This window comes from Pseudomonas sp., from assembly GCF_040514055.1.
Lineage (GTDB): Bacteria > Pseudomonadota > Gammaproteobacteria > Pseudomonadales > Pseudomonadaceae > Aquipseudomonas.
Window position 1 is genome coordinate 18,850 of record NZ_JBEVDL010000099.1, and the last position, 19,332, is coordinate 38,181.

Genomic DNA, 19,332 nt, shown 5'->3' on the forward strand with positions numbered 1-19,332 from the left:
ATCAATATCCCTCCGCAGTGGAACCCGGAGCGCCCTGCCCCAGGTGCGTCAACAACTCGTCCAGCAGGCTCGACGCGCCCAGGCGCAGATGCGCCGCGCTGACCCAGTCGGCCCCCAGTGCGTCGCCAGCCAGCTGGATATAGGTTTTCGCGTCGGCCAAGGTACGTATGCCCCCTGCCGGCTTGAAGCCAACCCGGCCACCGCGCTCGGCGATGGCGGCCAGCATCAGCCGCGCCGCGTGCTCGCTGGCGTTGACCGTCACCTTGCCGGTGCTGGTCTTGATAAAGTCGGCACCGGCGTCGATGGCATCCAGGCTGGCCTGGCGAATCAGCTCAGGTTCGGCCAGCTCACCGGTTTCCAGGATGACCTTGAGCAACGCACGCTCGCCACAGGCCTGTTTGCACGCCCGCACCAGGTCCCGCCCGACCTGCCGGTCCCCACGTCGCAAGGCCGTGTAGGGGTAGACCACGTCCACCTCGTCGGCACCCGCCAACACTGCGGCCAGGGTCTCTTCGGCCGCACCTTGGACATCCGCCGCGCCGGCCGGGAAGTTGGTCACCGTGGCCACGCGCACCTGCGTACCACCCAGGCTGTCGAGCGTCTGGCGGGCCAGCGCGACGAAGCGCGGATAGACGCAGACGGCGGCCACCGCACCGGCCGGGCTCAGGGCACGGCGGCAGAGCGCGCGGATCCGTTCATCGGTATCGTCCGCATTCAGGGAGGTCAGGTCCAGCAGGCCGATCGCCTGTTGGGCCACTAGTCGATCCAAGTCCATCGGGAGTCTCTCGGCAGTGGAACAAAAGGGTAGCCGCCCCACCCTCGCAGGCTACGGGGCCAGCCGTGGTTTTCTTAGAAGTTATATTTGACGGTGTAGATGGTCGCGTTCTGGTAAGCCTCGGGCGTGCCGAGCTTGTTGACCGAGTAACGGTACTGCACACCGGCGGTCACCTCGGACAGCGGGTGCCACCAGAGCGCCACGGCACCGTTGTTGCCCAGCGCGTCGGCCGTGCCATTGACATAGTTCTGGCTCAGGTAGTCGTCGTCGCGCTCGAAGGTCATCTCGTGCCAGTTGGTCAGGCTGAACTTCTGCTCCAGGGCCTGGAAGTCGTAGCCGGCGACCCAGCCGAGCATATAGCCATTCATGCCGGTATAACTGTTGCTGTTGACATGGGCAGCGCCGAGGAACGGCTTGACCCACAGGCCATTGTCGAAGGTGTGGCGATAACCGAACCCGAGGATCTGGTCCTGTTCGCGTACGTCGAACCCGTAGTCGCGAAAATCGTAGACATGCAGGTAGACCGAGAACGGCGACTCGCCCAGGTATATGTGCGAGGTCACCTTCGCCGCGCTGCGCAAGTTGTCGCGGCCATCCTGCTCGCGGTGATCGTTACCCGGGTTTTCCAGGTCGGCGAAACCGTAGAACTCGCCCCATGTGTAACCCACGCCGCCCTCGAGCTCGAGGAAGAAAAAATCGCCCTTGGCCGCGTTGCTGGCGGTGCGCTCTTCAGTGCCCTTTGACCAGTCCAGGTAATTGAGCGAGACATTCCGAAAGGACCATACCGGGTCCAGTGCGTCGGCCCGCGCGGCGGCACTTGCCAGGGTCGACACGGCCAAAGCGCAGAGGGTCAGGGCCGAATGGCGAAAAAAGCGATCAAGGGTCTGCAGCACTGGGCTCTCCTTTTTAGAATTGAGTTCTTCAACGATAGGGTGAGGACGCTACCGGCTCGGCGCGGACGGCAAGGGCCGCCCGCGCGGCGGTCTCACAGGCTGACGAAAACGCCCGCCAGCGCGGCGCTCATCAGGTTCGACAGGGTGCCGGCCAGCACGGCCTTCATGCCCAACTGCGCCAGTTCATGGCGACGGTTGGGCGCCATAACACCCAGGCCACCCAACAGGATGCCCACCGACGACAGGTTGGCGAAGCCGCACAGGGCAAAGGTGACGATCACCTGGGTCTGGTTCGACAGCACCTGCACACCGCTCTCCAGCGCCTTGACCGGGTCGACGTAACGGGCGAAATCGATGTAGGCGACGAACTCGTTGAGCACCAGCTTCTGGCCGATAAAACTACCGGCCGTAATTGCCTCGGCCCAGGGCACGCCCAGCACGTAGGCCAGGGGCGCGAAGACATAACCGAGCAGGCCTTGCAGGCTCACGCTGGGGTAGCCGAACCAGCCACCGACCCAACCAAGCAAGCCGTTGAGGACGGCGATCAGGGCAATGAACACCAGCAGCATGGCCCCTACGTTCAGCGCAAGCTGCAGACCACTGGAGGCACCGCTCGCCGCGGCATCCAGCACGTTGACCGGCTTTTCCTCGTCCGCGTTGTCAATGTCGCTCGGGTCGTCCTTGGGCGTGCCGGTTTCCGGCTCCATCAATTTGGCCATCAGCAAGCCGCCTGGCGCCGCCATAAAGCTGGCCGCGATCAGGTACTTGAGCTCGATGCCCAGGCTGGCGTAGCCGATCAACACCGAGCCGGCCACCGACGCCAGGCCGCCGACCATCACGGCAAACAACTCGGAACGGGTCATGTTCGGGATAAAGGGCCGCACCACCAGGGGCGCCTCGGTCTGACCGACGAAGATGTTCGCCGTCGCCGACATCGACTCGGTACGGCTGGTACCCAGCAGCCAGCGCAAGCCACCGCCGAGCACGCGAATCACCAGGCTCATTACGCCCAGGTAATAGAGCACGGAGATAAAGGCACTGAAAAACACGATCAAGGGCAAGACACGCAGGGCGAAGATAAAACCCTGGCCGCCGAACACCTCGAACATCTTGTCGCTGGTCAAGCCGCCAAACAGAAAGGTGATGCCCTGGTTGGCGCATGCTTGCAAGGCCGACACGGCGTCCGACAGGTGGGTGAGGATGTCCTGACCGGAGGGCACATAGAGCACAAACGCGCCCAGGCTGGCCTGGATCAGAAAAGCACCGATCACGGTGCGCGGGCGGATCGCCCGGCGATTGCTGGAAAAAGCGATGGCAATCAGCAACAGAACCACAATGCCAATAACACTCATGGCGTAACGCTCCCGAAAACAGGGGAAATCAGAAAGAGGACCGACGCGTGCGACGCACCGAGGCGAGGCTCAGGCGCCGCTCAAAGGGCAAAGGCCCCGGGCAACAGCTCATCGCTGCGCCAGGTCTTCAACTGCGTCTCGTCGCTGCCACAGCAGTACACCGGGCAATCCGCCGACAACAGTTCACTGATCACCTGCCGGCACGCGCCACAGGGGCTGATGGTCGCCATCTTCGGCGCATACACCATCAACGCCTGGAAACTGCGCGGCTCATGGCCCTGGCTGATGGCCGCGAACAAGGCGCTGCGCTCGGCGCAATTGGTCAGGCCGTAGGAGGCATTTTCGACATTGCAGCCGCTGATGATGTCGCCCTCGGCCGTCAGCAGGGCCGCCCCCACCGGGAAATCCGAGTACCGGCAATAGGCATGTGAGGCAGCCTCTTTGGCGGCCTGCAGCATGGACGCCAGCCGTGTCGTTGAAGCCCCTGGTCCACTCTTATTGTTCATTGACGCTCCTGATCTACATTGGCAACCTGTCTCTTCAGGCAACAACAGCAAAAGCTGCGCCAACTGCCTATAAATTCAGTAATTACCTGATTTTATTATTATTTTTGGCATATATCTGCCAATAGCGGCGGTTATCTCCGCGCAGAGAGTAGCCTAGCTTGCACCAAAAACAAAAAAAGCTGCCAGTAAGGACAGCTTTTGGTGCAAGGCGGCACTAAACCACAGACAACAACTCGCCTAACCTCGACGCGGTCACGAAATGATCAGCGGCAAGGGCCGCCCGGCGGGCGCCGGGCGTTGACTGAACTTAGGTGGGGGTCAACGCCGCAATGCGGCGCAGTGGTCCTGGGCGGGCAGCGCAGCGCTGTACCAGACGAAATCGGCTTGCGCGGCCGTGACCGGCTTGCCGACCTCGGCCAGTATCAGCACCCGCCCCGTCGCTGCACCCAGGTCTGCCAGGTGCAGGGGCACGCCCAGGTCGCGACGGCTGTGAAAGGCTCCGGCCAACAACAGCGCTGGCGCCGGGGCGGCCAGCAGTGCCTCGGCCATACGCCGGTCGCGTTGTTGCTGCACGGCGAGCATCGCCGGCAGCTGCGCCTCGGGCAGCAGGCCACAGTGGGAGTGCCGGATATCCTCGAGCAGCGCCGTCTGCACCGCAGGCGCCGTCGACGCGGCGCCCGGCAAGGCCGACGGCTGCCGGTAAACCTGCAGCATCTGCGCCCGACTCAGGTTGGCCGCCCGCACCGGATAAGGCTGGCGCAGGGCGTACCCCAGCAGCGGACCGTACAGCGACCAGTCCCAACCGGGCTGCCAGCTCAACGCCCCCATCAAGTCCGGCGGCGGCTGGCCGTCACGGGAGGCCGCCTGGGCCAGATCGACTCGCGCCTGCTGGTCGGGGCCGAGCATTTCCAGCAACAGGCTGCCGGTCGGTCGCTGTTGCGCCAGGCCGCGCAACAACCAGAGTTGCAGGGCATGGTGATCGGGATTGTCGTGTTGCTCGCCAATCAGCACCCAGGGCGCCTCGGCCAGGGCCTCGACCAACTGCGCCGGAGTCAGCGTGCGGTCATTGCGCAGATCGCGGATCTGCCCCAGGTCGGCATGATCGCGGCCCTCGGGGCTGAGCCAGGCCGGAGGTGGCAGCAAGGCCGCGCCTTGGCACGCGGTCAACAGTGCACAAAGGCCCACCACTAACATTCGCATACGAGCTCCCTGTCCGCTCAACGCGCGACTATCAAGGGGTGGCCGCGCTCGGGGTGAACCTGCACCAGCACCTCCAAACCGAAGACCGCGTACAGCGGTGCCGCGCGCAACACCTGCTGCGGGGTACCCAGCGCCTGGGGCCGGCCGGCCTGCAGCAGCAAGAGCCGGTCACAATAGCGGGCGGCCAGGTTGAGGTCATGCAGTATCACCAGCACCGCCGCACCGCGTTCGGCAAATCGGCACACCGCCTGCAGGATGGTGTGCTGGTGCAGGGGATCGAGCATGGAGGTGGGCTCGTCCAGCAATAACACTTGGCCCTGCTCGCCGGGCCAGAGTTGGGCCAATACGCGGGCCAGGTGCACCCGCTGGCGTTCGCCCCCCGACAGCGCCAGGTAACTGCGTCCGATCAGGTGCCCGGCATCGGCCGCGGCCAGGGCCTCGGCGACAACCTGGCCATCGCGCTCGCGGCCGCTGGCATGGGGCAAACGTCCCAGGGCCACCACTTCCTCGACCCGAAAGGCAAAGTCCAGGGTCGACTGCTGCGGCAACACCGCCAGACGCCGCGCCCGCGACGGACCGCTCCAGGCCGACAAAGGCTTGCCGTCGAGCAGCACCCGCCCTTCGGCCGCCGGCAGTTCACCGCACAGCGCGCCCAGCAACGTGCTTTTGCCCGCCCCATTGGGTCCCAGCACGCCCAGCACCTCACCCGGCTGCAACGCCAGGTCGATACCCGCCAGGACGGTCTGAGTGCCCCGGCAGACCTGCAACTGCTCCGCGCACAGCATCAGACTCGACTCCGCAACAGCAAATAGATGAAAAAAGGCGCACCCAACATCGCGGTGACGATGCCGATCGGCAGCTCCGCCGGCGCCAAAGCCAGCCGCGCGATGAGGTCGGCGAACAATAGCAGGCTGGCGCCGGCCAACGCCGACGCCGGCAGCAGTACCCGGTGGTCGGGCCCCACCAGCAGACGCACCAGGGGCGGCACCACCAGGCCGATAAAGCCGATCATACCGGCGGCCGCCACCGCGGCACCCACCCCCAGGGCGGTGCAAAACACCAATTCGCGCTTGAGCCGCTCCACCTCGAACCCCAGGTGGCGCGCCTCCGACTCTCCCAACAACAGGGCATTCAGCCCGCGTGCCCGCCAGGGTAACCACAGCGCCACCGTCACCGTGACCAGCAGCAGCGGCCAGAGGCGCGCGTAACTGGCGCCATTGAGGCTGCCCAGGTTCCAGAACGTCAGGCTGCGCAAGGTGGCATCGTCGGCCAGGTAGGTGAACAGGCCGATCACCGCGCCGGCCAGGGCGGTCAGGGCAATGCCGGCCAGCAACATGGTCGCCACGCTGGTACGACCGTCGCGCCGCCCCAGACGGTAGACCAAGGCGGTCACCCCCAGCCCACCGGCGAAGGCGCAGATCGACAGCAGATAGGGCGCGACGGCCGGCGGCAGGCCACCCCAGGCGCTGCCTCCGACTATGGCGATGGCCGCCCCCAGGGCCGCGCCACTGGAGACTCCGACCAAGCCGGGATCGGCCAGCGGATTGCGAAACAGCCCCTGCATGGCCACCCCCGACAGCGCCAGCACGGCGCCCACCGCCAGCCCCAGCAAGGTCCGTGGCAGGCGGATCTGGCCGAGGATCAACTCCGCCTGCTCGAGCCCCGCGCCCTCCAGGGGCAGGCCGAGCAGGCGTAAGGCGGCCTTGGCGGTACTGAGCAACGGCAGGTTGACCGGCCCCAGGGCCAGGGACAACCAGAGCGCCAGCAGCAGCAACACGCTCAAGGCGATAAACAGGCGGCGCGGCTGAACAGCAAGGGTCATGGTTGGCTCGTGGCGGTGGCGCTCAAGGCGTGGCCCGCAGGATAAAAGGCGTTGGCCAGCTCCGCCAGCGCCGCGGGTACGCGCGGCCCCAAGCCCCCCACCAGCAAGGTCGGGTCCAGCGACAGCAAACGCCCATCACGGGCGGCGCGGGTGGCTGCCAGTGCCGGGTTGTGCTTGAGCAATGCTTCCCGGGCCGCCGCGCCCTGCAGGCTGCGGTCGGCGAAAATCACCACGTCGGGATCCAGGGCCAACAGCGCCTCGCTGGACAGGGCCTTATAGCCAAGGTGAACGGTGAGGTTGCGCCCACCGGCCCGCCCGATCAACCAGGTCGCCGCCGTGTCGCGGCCCGCCGCCATGGGGCTGGCCCCCGCATGCCCGAGCAGCATCAACACGCCCGGCGTCGCCTGCTTGGCCCGCGCCGCGTCGACCCAGGCGGCCTGCGCCTGCAGGCGTCGTTGGAACTCGGTCCGTGCCTGGCTGGCCCGCTGCGGCGCGCCGAGCAGGTCGCCGAGGCGCTGCAGGTTGCTGGCCAAAGTGGCCAGGTCGGCCCGGGCCGAGAGGGTTTCGATGCGCACGCCGGCGCCACGCAACTGCTCCAGTACCGGCGGCGGGCCCATCTCCTCGCTGCCCAGCAGCAGGTCGGGGTGCAGGGCGAGAATGCCCTCGGCGGACAACTGCCGCTGATAACCGATGCTTGGCAGCGCCTTGAGCGACGACGGATGCTGGCTGGTGCTGTCGACCCCGACCAGGGCGCTTTCCCCGCCCAGCGCCACCACCCACTCGCTAAGCCCCCCACCGGCGCTGACCCAGCGCTTCGTCGCGGGTTCGGCCAGGGCCGGCAAGGTGAGAGCGGCCGCGCAGAGGCCGGCGAGAAAACGAGTCAGACGCATAGGGGGAATCCATCGCAAGAAGGCAGGGGAGCGGCAGTGCCGCCCAGCCGATAAAAATCCCGGCGCGCAGCCGGTCGGTCCGCATCCGCCACGACACTCGGGCCGCAGCGGCACAACCGGGGTTAGACCGCCTCGACGGCCACGTCCAGGGGGGCCGCGGCTTCAGCCAGGGCGCGCCAGTCCGTACGTTCGGGCACGCCCGGTTTACGCGCGCCAAACAGCTGCACGATCAGCTCGCCCTCGGCATCGAAGGCTTCCCAGCTGGTGATGATGCCGTCGGTGCTGGGCTTGCGCACCCGCCACAACTCCACCACCGACTGGGTTTTCAGGTGCAGGTTGAACAGCGGATCGAGCACGTTGAACCAGCTGTCCATCCAGCGCAGGTTGTGCACCGGGCCACTGTGGATCTGGATGCAATGACGGTTGCCGACAAACACCATGATCGGCACCCCGCCCACCCCTGCCGCCTCCAGCAGCTTCGGCAACTCGCTCGGCGCCAACGGCTCGGCCCACTCGGAGCCAGCCAGGCGCAAGGCCTGGGTACGTTGCGCACCGTGTTTTTTCAGCAGGGCGAAAAAATGGTGGGTGTCCTTAAGCGTCGACCAGCCGACCCGCAGCGCATCGATATCGATACTGCCGTCAGCGGCCGGCGGCTCACGCACCGCCAGCGGTGCCAGCTCCAGCGCGCTGCTTTGCTGCGGCGCGCGAAAACGCTCGAGCAACGGCGCCCAGGCCTCGAGCTGGCTGTCCTCGGTCAAATACACCTTGTGCACCGCGTTCCCCTGACGATCGAACACTTGCACACTGCGTTGGGGGCCCTTGGCGGTGGTTTCCTCGAGGGCGAACACACTGGACCAGCCACCGAGGAACAGCCGCAGGTCGATATCGGCCGACACCACCAGACCCATCTGCCCGCTGACGGTGACCTCGCGGTAGTGCCCGCGGCGCTCGTGCACGCAGTGCTCATTGCGCGTCAGGGCCATCACCAGGCCCAGGTCGCCCAGGGCCGGCAGCAGGTCCGCCCAGTCCGGACGCAGGCGCACCGCATCGGTACCCAGGCGGCTGGCCATCAGCTCGGCCTCGCTGACCGCCAGGCGTTCTGCCGCATCCCGTGCACGCAGGCGCGGCTGTTCGGCGCGCAGCACCTGCCAGGCCAAAAAAAGGTCGTTGCTCGGCGCGGCGGGCTGGGTCTGTAGGCTCATGTTCGATCTCCTGAGTGAAGGGTCAACGGCTCGCCGTCAGGGCGAATTCGATGGGAATGTGTACGCGGCTCGGGACGCTGCGCCCGGCATCGGTTTCCGGACGAAAACGCCAGGCGGCCACGGCTTGCAGCGCCGCCTGGTCGAGGCTGGCGACCCCCGAGGAACGCAGCACTTGCAGCGCCCGCTGGCGGCCCTGTTCATCCAGACGCACTTCCAGCACCACGGTGCCGCGCTGGTTGCGCCGGCGCGCCTGAGCCGGGTAGCGCGGCTGCAGCGGCGGCGCGAGGAAAGCGGGCGCCTGACTGAATTTTTCCGCCGGGGGCGGCGGCGCAGGACTGGTTACCGACGGCGCTGGCGCCGCTGCGGCCCTGGCGCGAATTGGGGCTGCGCCAGCCGCTGCCACGGGTGCCGGCCTGGCGGGGGCTGCGGCGGCCGTAGCGACAGGCTGCCGTCGAGCCGGGCGCGCTACGGCAACCGGGCGCACGGCCGCGGTCGGCGCGGCGGATGCCGGTGGCGACGCTACGGCCTGGGCATGCTCGACCGCCGCCGCTGGCTTCGACGCTGTTGCGGGCGCCTGCAAGGGCGCCCAGGACACCAGGCTGACCTGCATCGGCTCCGGGCCTGGCGATGCGATCCCAGCCGAGCTCGAGGGCAGGCGCAGCAGCTGGCTGGAGGCCGCATGCAGCGCCAGCGAAAGCAGCAGAAAGAGGGGCAATCGGCGCATGTCGGGCCCGGCATAAAACAAGTTAATCTATATGATAATAATTTGCATTCGCATGTCAAGATCGTTAACGTCTGCCGCCGACGCCAACCGATGGCCATAGCAGCCACTCGCCTTCCACGCTCAAGGAGCCCCCGACATGCCCTCACGCCCGCCTTTCGCTCGCCGCCCCTGGCTGGCCTTGCTGCTGCTCTCCCCAACCCTTGCGCTGGCCAGCGAAACGGAAAAGGAGCCTGCCACCCAGTTCGACAGCATCACCGTGACCGCCACCCGTAACGAGCAAACACTCGACCAGGTGCCCAGCACGGTCTCGGTGCAGACCGAGCGCGACATCGACCAGGGCATGGTCAAGAACATTAAGGACTTGGTGCGTTACGAACCCGGCGTGTCGGTCAGCGGCACTGGCAGCCGTTTTGGCCTGGGCGGGTTCACCATTCGCGGTATCGGCGGTAACCGGGTGCTGACCCAGGTCGACGGTGTGTCGGTCCCGGACGCCTTCACCTTCGGTCCCTTCCTCGACGCGCGGCGCAACTACGTAGACGCGGACACCCTGAAGCAGGTGGAGATCATCCGCGGCCCCGCCTCCTCGCTTTACGGCAGCGATGCGATTGGCGGCGCGGTCAGCTTCCTGACCAAGGATGCTGGCGACTACCTGGACGAGGGCGACGACTTTTACACCCGCCTGAAAACCGGCTACGACAGCGCCGACGACAGCTGGCAACGCAGCCTGACCCTGGCCGGACGCCAGGGCCCACTCGACGGCCTGCTGCACCTGGGTCGCCGCGACGGCCATGCCCTGGACAGTCACGGTGGTCAGGGCGGCATCGGCAGCGCACGCGAGCAGGCCAACCCCCAGGACTACAGCGCCGACAACCTGTTGGCCAAGCTGGGCTGGGACTACGGCGAGCATGACCGCCTGCAGTTGACTTACGACCGTTACCAGGACGACGCCGATACCCGCTTGCTCAGCGACTACAGCACCAGTGCCACGGTGCGCACCTCGGATGCCACCGACAGCACCGACCGCGAGCGCCTGAGCCTGCTGCACCGTTTCGAGCTCGGTGGTCCACTGGCCGACCGCGCCGAATGGCAATTGAGCTACCAGGACAGTCAGATTCGCCAGCAGACCGAGCAGCAACGTTTCAGTGCCGGGCGGCCGCGCCTGCGCAACCGCGATTCGAACTACCAGGAACAGCTGTGGAGCCTGAGCAGCAAGTTCGACAAGCAATTCGACACCGGCGCGGCCCGTCATCAACTGATCTATGGTGTCGACCTCAAACGCCTGGACAGCTCCGACCTGCGCCGCGGCAGCGAGGTCTATGCCGACAGCGGCAGCCCGGTGCCCGCGGCGCCGGGCGATGAAACTTTCCCGCTGAGCGACTTCCCGGACCCGACCTCCACCGAGTACGCGCTGTTCGCCCAGGACAGCATCAGCCTCGGCCGTTGGACCCTGCTGCCTGGCCTGCGTTATGACCACTATGAAATGAAGCCGGAGGTCAGCCGCGAATTCCTCAACAGCCAGCCGATCGACACCGACCCGGCCGACTATAGCGATCACGCGCTGTCACCCAAGTTTGGCCTGACCTATCAGCTGGACGACGCCCACAGCCTGTACGGCCAATACGCCGCCGGTTTTCGCACGCCCAATGCGGTGGATATCTTCGGCGAATTCGTCAACTTCGCCCGGGGTTACCAGACCATCGCCAACCCCGACCTGGAAGCGGAAACCAGCGACAGCTACGAGTTGGGCCTGCGCGGCAAGTATCAGGTCGGCAGCTTCGGCCTGGCGCTGTTCTATAATCGCTACGAGGACTTTATCGAGCAGGTCACCCTGGCGAACGACCCCACCGGCAATAACCGCATGACCTTCCAATACCAGAACCTGGACCGGGTCACCATCCGCGGCGCCGAGGCCAAGGGTGAATTGTTCCTCGACCAGTTCGGCCTGCCCGCCGGCACCCACCTGCGCGGCGCTCTCGCCTACGCCCGGGGCGAGGACGAAGGCAGCGGCCAGCCGATCAACAGCATCGACCCGCTCAAGGCGGTGTTCGGCCTGGGCTACGACGCCCCCTCGGGCGCCTTTGGCGGCGAGTTGAACTGGACCTTGGTGTCGGCCAAGACGCGGGTCGACGATACCCAACTGGCCGGTCAGTACCAGCCCTCCGGCTACGGCACGCTCGACCTCACCAGCTACTGGCAGGTCACCGAGCAGCTGTCGCTGAATGCCGGCCTGTTCAACCTGACCGACCAGCAGTACAGCCAGTGGGGCGATGTGCGCGGCCTGACCGAGAACAGCCCGAGCCTGAACCGTTATACCCAGCCCGGGCGTAACGCGGCGCTAAACCTGATCTGGGAGATCTAGTGGCCTGTTTGGTTAGTGGGTTAACTTAAGTTCGAATGCCTGGGGTTCTGAGACAAGGCGCTGCGACGAGTCATAGTCCGCTATGGCGAGGAGCAGCAACGCCGTATCGGGACGTCAGGCGGCGAAATTAACTAATCGAACTAGGCAAACAGGCCACTAGGCCTTTGGCAAACCCAGGCGGTGCGCGATAATGCGCACCTGCCCGGGAGACTGCGATGAAAGCCCTATGTACCCCCGCGGAATTGGCCGAAGGCCAGAGTCGCGGTTTTGTGCTGGACGAGGTGCGCCTGCTGGCCGTGCGCAAGGATGGCCAGGTCCATGCCTACCTGAACCGCTGCCCGCACCGCGGCATTCCCCTGGAGTGGCTGCCGGACCAGTTCCTCGACCACAGCGGCAGCCTGCTGCAGTGCGCCACCCACGGCGCGCTGTTTCTGATCGACTCCGGAGAATGCGTGGCCGGCCCCTGCGCGGGTCAGTCGCTGACCGCCCTGGCCTGCCGGGAAGACGCCGAGGCGATCTGGGTGACACTCTAACCCAGCGGCTGTAAAGCTTCTGGATACCCGCCTGCGCGGGTATGACGAGGTCTGTACATTCACCGCGGTCACCACGAAGACCGGAACCCTGGTGCTGTGAAGCCTCTGGAGACTCGCCTGCGCGGGTATGACGGGGTCTGTTGATTCACCGTCGTCCCCAAAACAAGCTAGAGAATCACCTCGAGGCGATGGCTGACTCGCACCTGTTCGGGCGACAGCTCGGCGCCGTAGGCCAGCACCTCGACCCCCGCGGCCACTGCTTCACGCAACGCGGCGGCATAGCCCGGATCAATCTCCTCGGCCACCCGCACCGCCTCGACGCCCGACAGATTGACGCAATACAGCTGCACCGCGCGAATCCCCTGGCGCGCCAGGTGCGCCAGCTCGCGCAGGTGCTTGGCTCCGCGCAGGCTCACCGCATCGGGGAAGGCCGCTACCGGCGAATCGGCGAACCCCAGGGTCACGCTCTTGACCTCGACGAAGGCCGGCGCGCCATCATAGTCCAGGCGAAAATCCACCCGGCTGCGCTCCTGACCATAGGCCACTTCGCGCCGCAGGCTATCGAAGCCGGCCAGTTCGCCGATGATGCCCGCGTTGAGCGCCGACTCGATCAGCCCGTTGGCGCGCCCGGTATTGACGCAGGCCAACCGCCCCTGGGGCGTTTCGCTCAACTCCCAGGTGCCGGGCAATTTACGCTTGGGGTCGTTGCTGCGACTGAACCACAGCCGTCCGCCCGGGCTCATGCAATTGAGCATCGAACCGGTATTGGGGCAGTGGATGGTCAGCCGCTCACCCGCGGCGGTCTCGATATCGGCCAGGAAACGCTTGTAGCGCTGTACCAGCCGCCCTTCCTCCAGCGCGGGAACAAACTGCATCAGGGCCGCCAGCTTTTCAGGCCGCGGGCCAGGCGTTCGACCGCCTGCTGCAAACGCGGCAGACTCTGGGTGTAGGCGAAGCGCACATGGTGACCCGCCTGGTAGTGGCCGAAATCCAGCCCCGGGGTAATCGCCAGGTGTTCGGTTTCCAGAAAATGCCGGCAGAAGGCAAAGGCATCGCCGCCAAAGGCACGAATATCGGCATACAGGTAAAACGCGCCCTCCGGCTCCACCGCAATACCAAAGCCCAATTCGCGCAGGGCCGGCAGGAGGAAATCGCGGCGACGACCGAATTCATGCCGGCGCTCCTCGAGAATCTCCAGGGTAGCCGGTTCGAAACAGGCCAATGCGGCGTACTGGGCCATGCTCGGCGCGCTGATATAGAGGTTTTGCGCCAGCTTCTCCAGTTCCGGTACCGCGGCGGGCGGTGCGACCAGCCACCCCAGGCGCCAGCCGGTCATGCCGAAATACTTGGAGAAGCTGTTGAGCACAAAGGCCTGGTCGTTCACTTCCAGCACGCTGGTCGCGTCCTGCCCGTAGGTCAGGCCGTGGTAGATCTCGTCCACCACCAGGTGGCCGCCGCGCTGATCCACCGCGCTCGACAGCTCCGCCAGCTCGGCGCGCGACAGCAAGGTCCCCGTGGGGTTGGCCGGCGAGGCGACCAGGGCGCCGACGCTGTCGGCATTCCAATGTTTGGCCAGCAGTGCGCCGTTGAGCTGGTAGCGCTCCGCGGGCCCGACCGGCACCAGCTGCGCGGCCCCTTCCACCAGTCGCAGGAAGTGCCGGTTGCAGGGGTAGCCGGGGTCGGCCAGCAACCAGTGCTTACCGGGATCGACCAACAGGCTGGTGGCCAGTAACAGCGCGCCGGAGCCGCCGGGCGTAATCAGGATCCGTTCCGGGTCTATGCTCAAGCGGTAGCGCTGTTGGTAAAATCCGGCGATGGCCTGGCGCAGTGCTGGCAGGCCACGGGCAGCGGTATAGCGCGTATGGCCATTGGCCAAGGCGGCTTGCCCGGCCGCGACTATGGGCGCGGCGGTACTGAAGTCCGGCTCGCCGATTTCCAGGTGAATGACGTCGTGACCCTCGGCCTGCAGTTGATTGGCGCGCGACAGCAGCGCCATCACATGGAAGGGCTCGATGGCGCGACTGCGTGCACTGTAGGATGTGGCCATGGGCCTTCCTTAATGAGGAACCGGGCCGCGGATTCTAACCAAAGGGCCGGGTAAACGGCAGCAACCTCGACAACCGGGAGTGGCGCGCCCCTAGTCGATCTGGTAAGTTCGCCCGCTTGCAGCCGCAGGGCCGGCAAAAAAGACGGTATCGACTTATCCTGCGCAGTGATTAGAAAGACTAAGAGGCGGTCATCCATGCCCACCAAAGCAAAAGCAAAGAGCACCTCACTCAACCGTGGTTTCGAACCCTATAAAGAAGTAAAGGGCGAGGAGTACATGAGTGACCCGATGCGCGCCCACTTCACCGACATCCTCAATAAGTGGAAGTTGGAACTGATGCAGGAAGTCGACCGGACTGTGCATCATATGCAGGACGAAGCGGCGAATTTTCCCGACCCAGCCGACCGGGCCAGTCAGGAAGAAGAGTTCAGCCTGGAGCTGCGCGCCCGCGATCGCGAGCGCAAGCTGATCAAGAAGATCGACGAGACCCTGCAGTTGATCGAGGACAACGATTACGGCTGGTGCGATTCGTGCGGCGTCGAAATCGGCATCCGCCGTCTCGAGGCCCGTCCGACTGCAACCCTCTGCATCGATTGCAAGACCCTCGCTGAAATCAAGGAAAAGCAGATCGGTTCCTGATTCAGGCAGCGATTGAACAACGGGGCGCTTAGGCGCCCCGTTTGCATATGCGCCGCTCTGTGGCGAGCAACCCGCATCGACAGCCCCGCGCCCTTGTAGCACAGTGACCCCCATAGTCCGTTACCGACCCTGCCGATGACCCTCCCTGCCTACACCGGACGTTTTGCGCCCACCCCCAGCGGTTACCTGCATTTCGGTTCGCTGGTCGCCGCCCTGGCCTCCTATCTGGATGCCCGTGCCCAGGGGGGCCAATGGTTGTTGCGCATGGAAGACCTCGATCCGCCCCGAGAGGTCGAAGGTGCCCAGGCGGCGATCCTCGACACCCTCGGCGCCTACGGCCTCGAGTGGGACGGCGAGTGCATCCGCCAGAGCCAGCGCCATGCGGCCTACGCCCAGGTGCTCGAGCAGCTGTTTCGCCAGGGCCTGGCGTATGCCTGCCGCTGCTCGCGCAAACGCCTGGAGCCCTATGGCGGCGTCTATCCGGGATTCTGCCGCGACGCTGGGCATGCCGCCGACGACGCCGCCATCCGGCTGCGCGTGCCGCAGCTGAACTACGGCTTTAGCGACCGGATCCAGGGCGACTTCAGTCAGCACCTGGCCGGGGACGTCGGTGATTTCGTTATCCGCCGCCGTGACGGACTGTACGCCTATCAACTGGCCGTGGTGCTGGACGATGCCTGGCAGGGCGTGACCGATGTGGTGCGCGGCGCCGACCTGCTCGACTCGACGCCCCGCCAGCTGTACCTGCAGGAGCTGCTGGGGTTGCGTCAACCACGCTACCTGCACGTGCCGCTGATCATCCAGCCCGACGGGCATAAACTCGGCAAGTCCTACCGCTCCGCGCCGCTGCCCACCGACCAGGCCGCCCCCTTGCTGGTCCGTGCCCTTCGCGCCCTGGGTCAGAAGCCGCCAGCGCAGTTGACCCGCGCGGGGGCTCGCGAAGTACTGGCCTGGGGCATCGCGCAGTGGGACGCCACGGCCATCCCGCGCAGCCGCGCCCTGGCCGAGGCGCAGTTGGAATGAAGCAGCGATAAGCTTCAAGCCGCAAGCTTCAAGTAACAGGCGTTACCCCTGACCCTGCCCTTATGACTTGCAGCTTGTAGCTGCTCTCCTGCACCATCGCCCGATTATCGACACGGGATCCGCCATGTACATCTACCGACTGGTCCTCCTCCTGGTGGTGGGGATCTACCTGTTTTCCCCGGCCATCATGGACTGGTGGATAGACCCCAACGGGGCCTGGTATCGCCCCTACCTGCTGTGGCTGATCCTGATCGTCGTCACCTTTATCCTTCAGAGCCAGCGCGATGCCGATGAGCTTTGACCCATGGCTCCCGGCAAGCGTCGTTCACCCTGATGATGATCGCCCGCGGCACCGTCCTTTACCTTTATTCGCAGAGTCCAGCCGATGCTGACGAGCTTTAGCCTGAGCCAGCTGATGCTGATCAGCGCCGCCTACCTGTTGGTCCTGTTTGGTGTGGCCTGGATCAGCGAACGCGGCATCATTCCCCACTGGCTGATCCGTCACCCGCTGATCTACACCCTGTCGCTGGGGGTTTATGCCAGCGCCTGGGCGTTCTACGGCACGGTCGGCCTGGCCTACCAGTATGGCTTTGGCTTTCTCTCCAGCTACTTGGGGGTCTCCGGGGCCTTTCTGCTGGCACCGGTGCTGCTGTACCCGATCCTGCGCATCACCCGCACCTACCAGCTGTCGTCGCTGGCCGACCTGTTCGCCTTTCGCTTTCGCAGCACCTGGGCCGGCGCACTGACCACCCTGTTTATGCTGGTCGGCGTGTTGCCGCTGCTGGCGCTGCAGATCCAGGCGGTGGCGGACTCGATCGGCATCCTTACCCGCGAGCCGGTGCAGCAGCGGGTGGCCCTGAGTTTTTGCGGCCTGATCATCCTGTTCACCATTCTTTTTGGTGCCCGCCATATAGCCACCCGGGAAAAACACGAGGGCCTGGTCTTCGCCATCGCCTTCGAATCGGTGGTCAAGCTGGTGGCCCTGGGGGGGATCGGCCTGTATGCCCTGTATGGCGTGTTCGGCGGCCCGCACCAACTGGAAATCTGGCTGCTGCAGAACCAGGCCACCCTGGCGGCCATGCACACCCCGCTGCAGGAAGGCCCGTGGCGCACCCTGTTGCTGGTGTTCTTCGCCTCCGCCATCGTCATGCCGCACATGTACCACATGACCTTTACCGAGAACCTCAATCCCCGCGCGATGGTCAGTGCCAGTTGGGGCCTGCCGCTGTTCCTGCTGCTGATGAGCCTGGCGGTGCCGCTGATCCTCTGGGCCTGCCTGAAGCTGGGGGCCACCACCAACCCCGAGTACTTCACCCTGGGCCTGGGCATCGCGGTCAACAGCAAGGCGCTGGCCCTGATCGCCTATGTCGGTGGCCTGTCGGCCTCCAGTGGCCTGATCATCGTGACCACCCTGGCGCTGTCGGGCATGGCCCTCAACCACCTGGTGCTGCCGCTCTACCAGCCACCGGCCGAAGGCAATATCTACCGCTGGTTGAAGTGGACCCGCCGCGCCCTGATCATCGCCATCATCATGGCCGGCTACGGGTTCTACCTGCTGCTGGGCGCCGAGCAGGACCTGGCCAACCTGGGCATAGTCGCCTTCGTCGCCACCCTGCAGTTCCTCCCCGGCGTACTCTCGGTGCTGTACTGGCCGACCGCCAACCGGCGTGGTTTTATCGCCGGCCTGCTGACCGGCATCGTGGTCTGGCTGGTCAGCATGCTGCTGCCGCTGGTGGGCAACCTGCAGGGTTTTTACCTGCCGTTCTTCAACGTCATCTATGTGCTGGACGACACCAGCTGGCACTTGGCGGCCATTGGCTCGCTGGCCGCCAACGTCGTGGTGTTCACCCTGGTGTCGCTGTTCACCGAAGCCAGCAGCGAGGAAAAAAGCGCCGCCGAGGCCTGCGCGGTGGACAATGTGCGGCGCCCGCAACGGCGTGAACTGCTGGCGGTGTCACCCCAGGAGTTCGCCGCTCAGCTGGCCAAGCCGCTGGGCGCGAAAACCGCCCAACGCGAAATCGAGCAGGCCCTGCGCGACCTGCACCTGCCCTTCGACGAAAACCGTCCCTATGCCCTGCGTCGCCTGCGCGACCGCCTGGAAGCCAACCTCTCCGGGCTGATGGGCCCCAGCGTGGCCCAGGACATAGTCGAGACCTTCCTGCCCTACAAATCCGGCAGCGAAGGCTATGTCACCGAGGATATCCACTTTATCGAAAGCCGGCTCGAGGACTACCACTCGCGCCTCACCGGCCTGGCCGCCGAACTTGACGCCCTGCGTCGCTACCACCGGCAAACCTTGCAGGAGCTGCCCATGGGCGTCTGCTCGCTGGCCAAGGACCAGGAGGTGCTGATGTGGAACCGCGCCATGGAGGACCTCACCGGCATCCCCGCGCAACGGGTGGTCGGTTCTCGCCTGGGCGCCATTGGCGAGCCCTGGAACGCCTTGCTGGAAGGCTTTATCAACCTGCCTGACGAACACCTGCACAAACAACGCCTGGCGCTGGATGGCCAAACCCGCTGGCTCAACCTGCACAAGGCGGCCATCGACGAACCCCTGGCGCCCGGCAACACCGGCCTGGTGCTGTTGGTCGAGGACCTCACGGAAACGCAGATGCTCGAGGACAAGCTGGTGCACTCCGAACGCCTGGCCAGTATTGGCCGCCTGGCGGCCGGGGTAGCCCACGAGATCGGTAACCCGATCACCGGTATCGCCTGCCTGGCGCAGAACCTGCGCGAGGAGCGCGAGGAGGATGGCGAGCTGAGCGAAATCAGCAGCCAGATCATCGAGCAGACCAAGCGGGTCTCGCGCATCGTTCAGTCGCTGATGAGTTTCGCCCATGCCGGTGGCCGCCAGCAGGCCGACGAGGCTGTCAGCCTGGCCGAGGTGGCCCAGGACGCCATCGGCCTGCTGTCGCTGAACAAGCGCAGCATCGAAGTGCAGTTTTTCAACCTTTGCGACCCCGAGCACCGCGCCGAAGGCGACCCGCAACGCCTGGCGCAGGTGCTGATCAACCTTCTGTCCAATGCCCGTGATGCGTCGCCGCCGCGCGGCGTCATACGGGTCAGGAGCGAAGCCTGTGAGCACACCGTGGACCTGATCGTCGAGGACGAGGGCAGCGGCATTCCCAAGGCCATCATGGATCGCCTGTTCGAACCGTTTTTCACCACCAAGGACCCGGGGGAAGGGACGGGCCTGGGGCTCGCACTGGTCTATTCGATCGTGGAAGAGCATTATGGACAGATAACAATCGACAGCCCGACAGACCCCGGGCACCAGCGCGGCACCCGGATTCGGGTGACGCTGCCTCGGCATGCCGAGGCAACGCCCGCCGCGATTTAACAGCGACCAGAGACTGTCGAGAGACCG

At 65.6% G+C, this 19,332-nt stretch carries 18 protein-coding genes; 6 read left to right on the plus strand and 12 right to left on the minus strand.

Translation table 11 applies throughout. From position 1 onward, the window contains the following. Position 1: 1 nt before the first annotated feature. From deoC to ABWY06_RS25475, 10 genes are all read right to left on the minus strand, one after another. Positions 2 to 775, minus strand: a complete 774-nt coding sequence (gene deoC / locus ABWY06_RS25430) for a deoxyribose-phosphate aldolase (protein WP_353928373.1) — start codon at positions 773 to 775, stop codon at positions 2 to 4. A 74-nt stretch (positions 776 to 849) separates the two neighbouring features. Beyond that, complete coding sequence (locus ABWY06_RS25435) at positions 850 to 1,668, minus strand: outer membrane protein OmpK (protein WP_353928374.1); 819 nt, start codon at positions 1,666 to 1,668, stop codon at positions 850 to 852. 92 nt (positions 1,669 to 1,760) lie between these two features. Next, on the minus strand, positions 1,761 to 3,020 hold the full coding sequence (locus tag ABWY06_RS25440; protein ID WP_353928375.1) for a NupC/NupG family nucleoside CNT transporter: 1,260 nt from the start codon (positions 3,018 to 3,020) through the stop codon (positions 1,761 to 1,763). A gap of 80 nt (positions 3,021 to 3,100) precedes the next feature. Then, on the minus strand, positions 3,101 to 3,589 hold the full coding sequence (cdd, locus tag ABWY06_RS25445; protein ID WP_353928376.1) for a cytidine deaminase: 489 nt from the start codon (positions 3,587 to 3,589) through the stop codon (positions 3,101 to 3,103). 255 nt (positions 3,590 to 3,844) lie between these two features. Then, a complete protein-coding gene (locus ABWY06_RS25450) occupies positions 3,845 to 4,726 on the minus strand; it encodes a ChaN family lipoprotein (protein WP_353928377.1) in 882 nt (293 codons plus the stop codon). A 17-nt stretch (positions 4,727 to 4,743) separates the two neighbouring features. Further along, complete coding sequence (locus ABWY06_RS25455) at positions 4,744 to 5,511, minus strand: heme ABC transporter ATP-binding protein (RefSeq protein ID WP_353928378.1); 768 nt, start codon at positions 5,509 to 5,511, stop codon at positions 4,744 to 4,746. Further along, complete coding sequence (locus ABWY06_RS25460; protein WP_353928425.1) at positions 5,511 to 6,494, minus strand: FecCD family ABC transporter permease; 984 nt, start codon at positions 6,492 to 6,494, stop codon at positions 5,511 to 5,513. Before ABWY06_RS25460 ends, ABWY06_RS25455 begins: the two co-directional genes overlap by 1 nt. 50 nt (positions 6,495 to 6,544) lie before the next feature. After that, positions 6,545 to 7,438, minus strand: coding sequence for a heme/hemin ABC transporter substrate-binding protein (locus tag ABWY06_RS25465; RefSeq protein WP_353928379.1), 894 nt, complete (start codon positions 7,436 to 7,438; stop codon positions 6,545 to 6,547). 122 nt (positions 7,439 to 7,560) lie between these two features. After that, positions 7,561 to 8,640: a hemin-degrading factor gene (locus tag ABWY06_RS25470; RefSeq protein ID WP_353928380.1), complete on the minus strand. Its 1,080-nt coding sequence runs from the start codon at positions 8,638 to 8,640 to the stop codon at positions 7,561 to 7,563. A 22-nt stretch (positions 8,641 to 8,662) separates the two neighbouring features. Continuing rightward, complete coding sequence (locus ABWY06_RS25475) at positions 8,663 to 9,364, minus strand: energy transducer TonB (RefSeq protein WP_353928381.1); 702 nt, start codon at positions 9,362 to 9,364, stop codon at positions 8,663 to 8,665. A 136-nt stretch (positions 9,365 to 9,500) separates the two neighbouring features. Between ABWY06_RS25475 and ABWY06_RS25480 the strand changes: the two genes are divergently transcribed. Together ABWY06_RS25480 and ABWY06_RS25485 are read left to right on the plus strand one after the other, a co-directional pair. Beyond that, complete coding sequence (locus ABWY06_RS25480; RefSeq protein ID WP_353928382.1) at positions 9,501 to 11,723, plus strand: TonB-dependent hemoglobin/transferrin/lactoferrin family receptor; 2,223 nt, start codon at positions 9,501 to 9,503, stop codon at positions 11,721 to 11,723. Positions 11,724 to 11,938: 215 nt separating this feature from the next. Next, positions 11,939 to 12,256, plus strand: coding sequence for a Rieske (2Fe-2S) protein (locus ABWY06_RS25485; protein ID WP_353928383.1), 318 nt, complete (start codon positions 11,939 to 11,941; stop codon positions 12,254 to 12,256). A 167-nt stretch (positions 12,257 to 12,423) separates the two neighbouring features. Here the strand turns inward: ABWY06_RS25485 and sfsA are convergent, their stop codons facing one another. Further along, the gene (gene sfsA / locus ABWY06_RS25490) at positions 12,424 to 13,131 is read right to left on the minus strand and encodes a DNA/RNA nuclease SfsA (protein WP_353928384.1); all 708 of its coding nucleotides are present in this window, start codon (positions 13,129 to 13,131) and stop codon (positions 12,424 to 12,426) included. Next, positions 13,131 to 14,303 carry a pyridoxal phosphate-dependent aminotransferase gene (locus ABWY06_RS25495; protein ID WP_353928385.1) on the minus strand — a complete coding sequence of 391 codons (1,173 nt, stop codon included), beginning with the start codon at positions 14,301 to 14,303 and terminating at the stop codon, positions 13,131 to 13,133. The genes sfsA and ABWY06_RS25495 overlap by 1 nt, the downstream gene beginning before the upstream one ends. Positions 14,304 to 14,498: 195 nt before the next feature. On the opposite strand from ABWY06_RS25495, the gene dksA reads away from it, so the two are divergent. From dksA to ABWY06_RS25515, 4 genes are all read left to right on the plus strand, one after another. Continuing rightward, positions 14,499 to 14,942 (plus strand): RNA polymerase-binding protein DksA, encoded by a 444-nt coding sequence (gene dksA / locus ABWY06_RS25500; protein ID WP_353928386.1) that lies wholly within the window; start codon positions 14,499 to 14,501, stop codon positions 14,940 to 14,942. A 135-nt stretch (positions 14,943 to 15,077) separates the two neighbouring features. Then, positions 15,078 to 15,965 (plus strand): tRNA glutamyl-Q(34) synthetase GluQRS, encoded by an 888-nt coding sequence (gene gluQRS, locus ABWY06_RS25505; protein ID WP_353928387.1) that lies wholly within the window; start codon positions 15,078 to 15,080, stop codon positions 15,963 to 15,965. Positions 15,966 to 16,089: 124 nt separating this feature from the next. Next, entirely contained in the window at positions 16,090 to 16,266 is a 177-nt protein-coding gene (locus ABWY06_RS25510) for a hypothetical protein (RefSeq protein WP_003095129.1), read from the plus strand. An 84-nt stretch (positions 16,267 to 16,350) separates the two neighbouring features. Beyond that, positions 16,351 to 19,305, plus strand: a complete 2,955-nt coding sequence (locus tag ABWY06_RS25515) for a sensor histidine kinase (RefSeq protein WP_353928388.1) — start codon at positions 16,351 to 16,353, stop codon at positions 19,303 to 19,305. The last annotated feature ends 27 nt before the right edge of the window (positions 19,306 to 19,332 follow it).

Excerpts from the sequence above, each read along its gene's own strand:
- ABWY06_RS25470 (WP_353928380.1), bottom strand. The coding sequence starts at position 8,640 with ATGAGCCTACAGACCCAGCCCGCCGCGCCGAGCAACGACCTTTTTTTG.
- ABWY06_RS25485 (WP_353928383.1), top strand. The coding sequence starts at position 11,939 with ATGAAAGCCCTATGTACCCCCGCGGAATTGGCCGAAGGCCAGAGTCGC.
- dksA (WP_353928386.1), top strand. The coding sequence starts at position 14,499 with ATGCCCACCAAAGCAAAAGCAAAGAGCACCTCACTCAACCGTGGTTTC.
- sfsA (WP_353928384.1), bottom strand. The coding sequence starts at position 13,131 with ATGCAGTTTGTTCCCGCGCTGGAGGAAGGGCGGCTGGTACAGCGCTAC.
- ABWY06_RS25480 (WP_353928382.1), top strand. The coding sequence starts at position 9,501 with ATGCCCTCACGCCCGCCTTTCGCTCGCCGCCCCTGGCTGGCCTTGCTG.
- ABWY06_RS25510 (WP_003095129.1), top strand. The coding sequence starts at position 16,090 with ATGTACATCTACCGACTGGTCCTCCTCCTGGTGGTGGGGATCTACCTG.
- ABWY06_RS25455 (WP_353928378.1), bottom strand. The coding sequence starts at position 5,511 with ATGCTGTGCGCGGAGCAGTTGCAGGTCTGCCGGGGCACTCAGACCGTC.
- ABWY06_RS25515 (WP_353928388.1), top strand. The coding sequence starts at position 16,351 with ATGCTGACGAGCTTTAGCCTGAGCCAGCTGATGCTGATCAGCGCCGCC.
- ABWY06_RS25495 (WP_353928385.1), bottom strand. The coding sequence starts at position 14,303 with ATGGCCACATCCTACAGTGCACGCAGTCGCGCCATCGAGCCCTTCCAT.
- ABWY06_RS25465 (WP_353928379.1), bottom strand. The coding sequence starts at position 7,438 with ATGCGTCTGACTCGTTTTCTCGCCGGCCTCTGCGCGGCCGCTCTCACC.
- gluQRS (WP_353928387.1), top strand. The coding sequence starts at position 15,078 with ATGACCCTCCCTGCCTACACCGGACGTTTTGCGCCCACCCCCAGCGGT.
- ABWY06_RS25440 (WP_353928375.1), bottom strand. The coding sequence starts at position 3,020 with ATGAGTGTTATTGGCATTGTGGTTCTGTTGCTGATTGCCATCGCTTTT.
- deoC (WP_353928373.1), bottom strand. The coding sequence starts at position 775 with ATGGACTTGGATCGACTAGTGGCCCAACAGGCGATCGGCCTGCTGGAC.
- ABWY06_RS25475 (WP_353928381.1), bottom strand. The coding sequence starts at position 9,364 with ATGCGCCGATTGCCCCTCTTTCTGCTGCTTTCGCTGGCGCTGCATGCG.
- ABWY06_RS25450 (WP_353928377.1), bottom strand. The coding sequence starts at position 4,726 with ATGCGAATGTTAGTGGTGGGCCTTTGTGCACTGTTGACCGCGTGCCAA.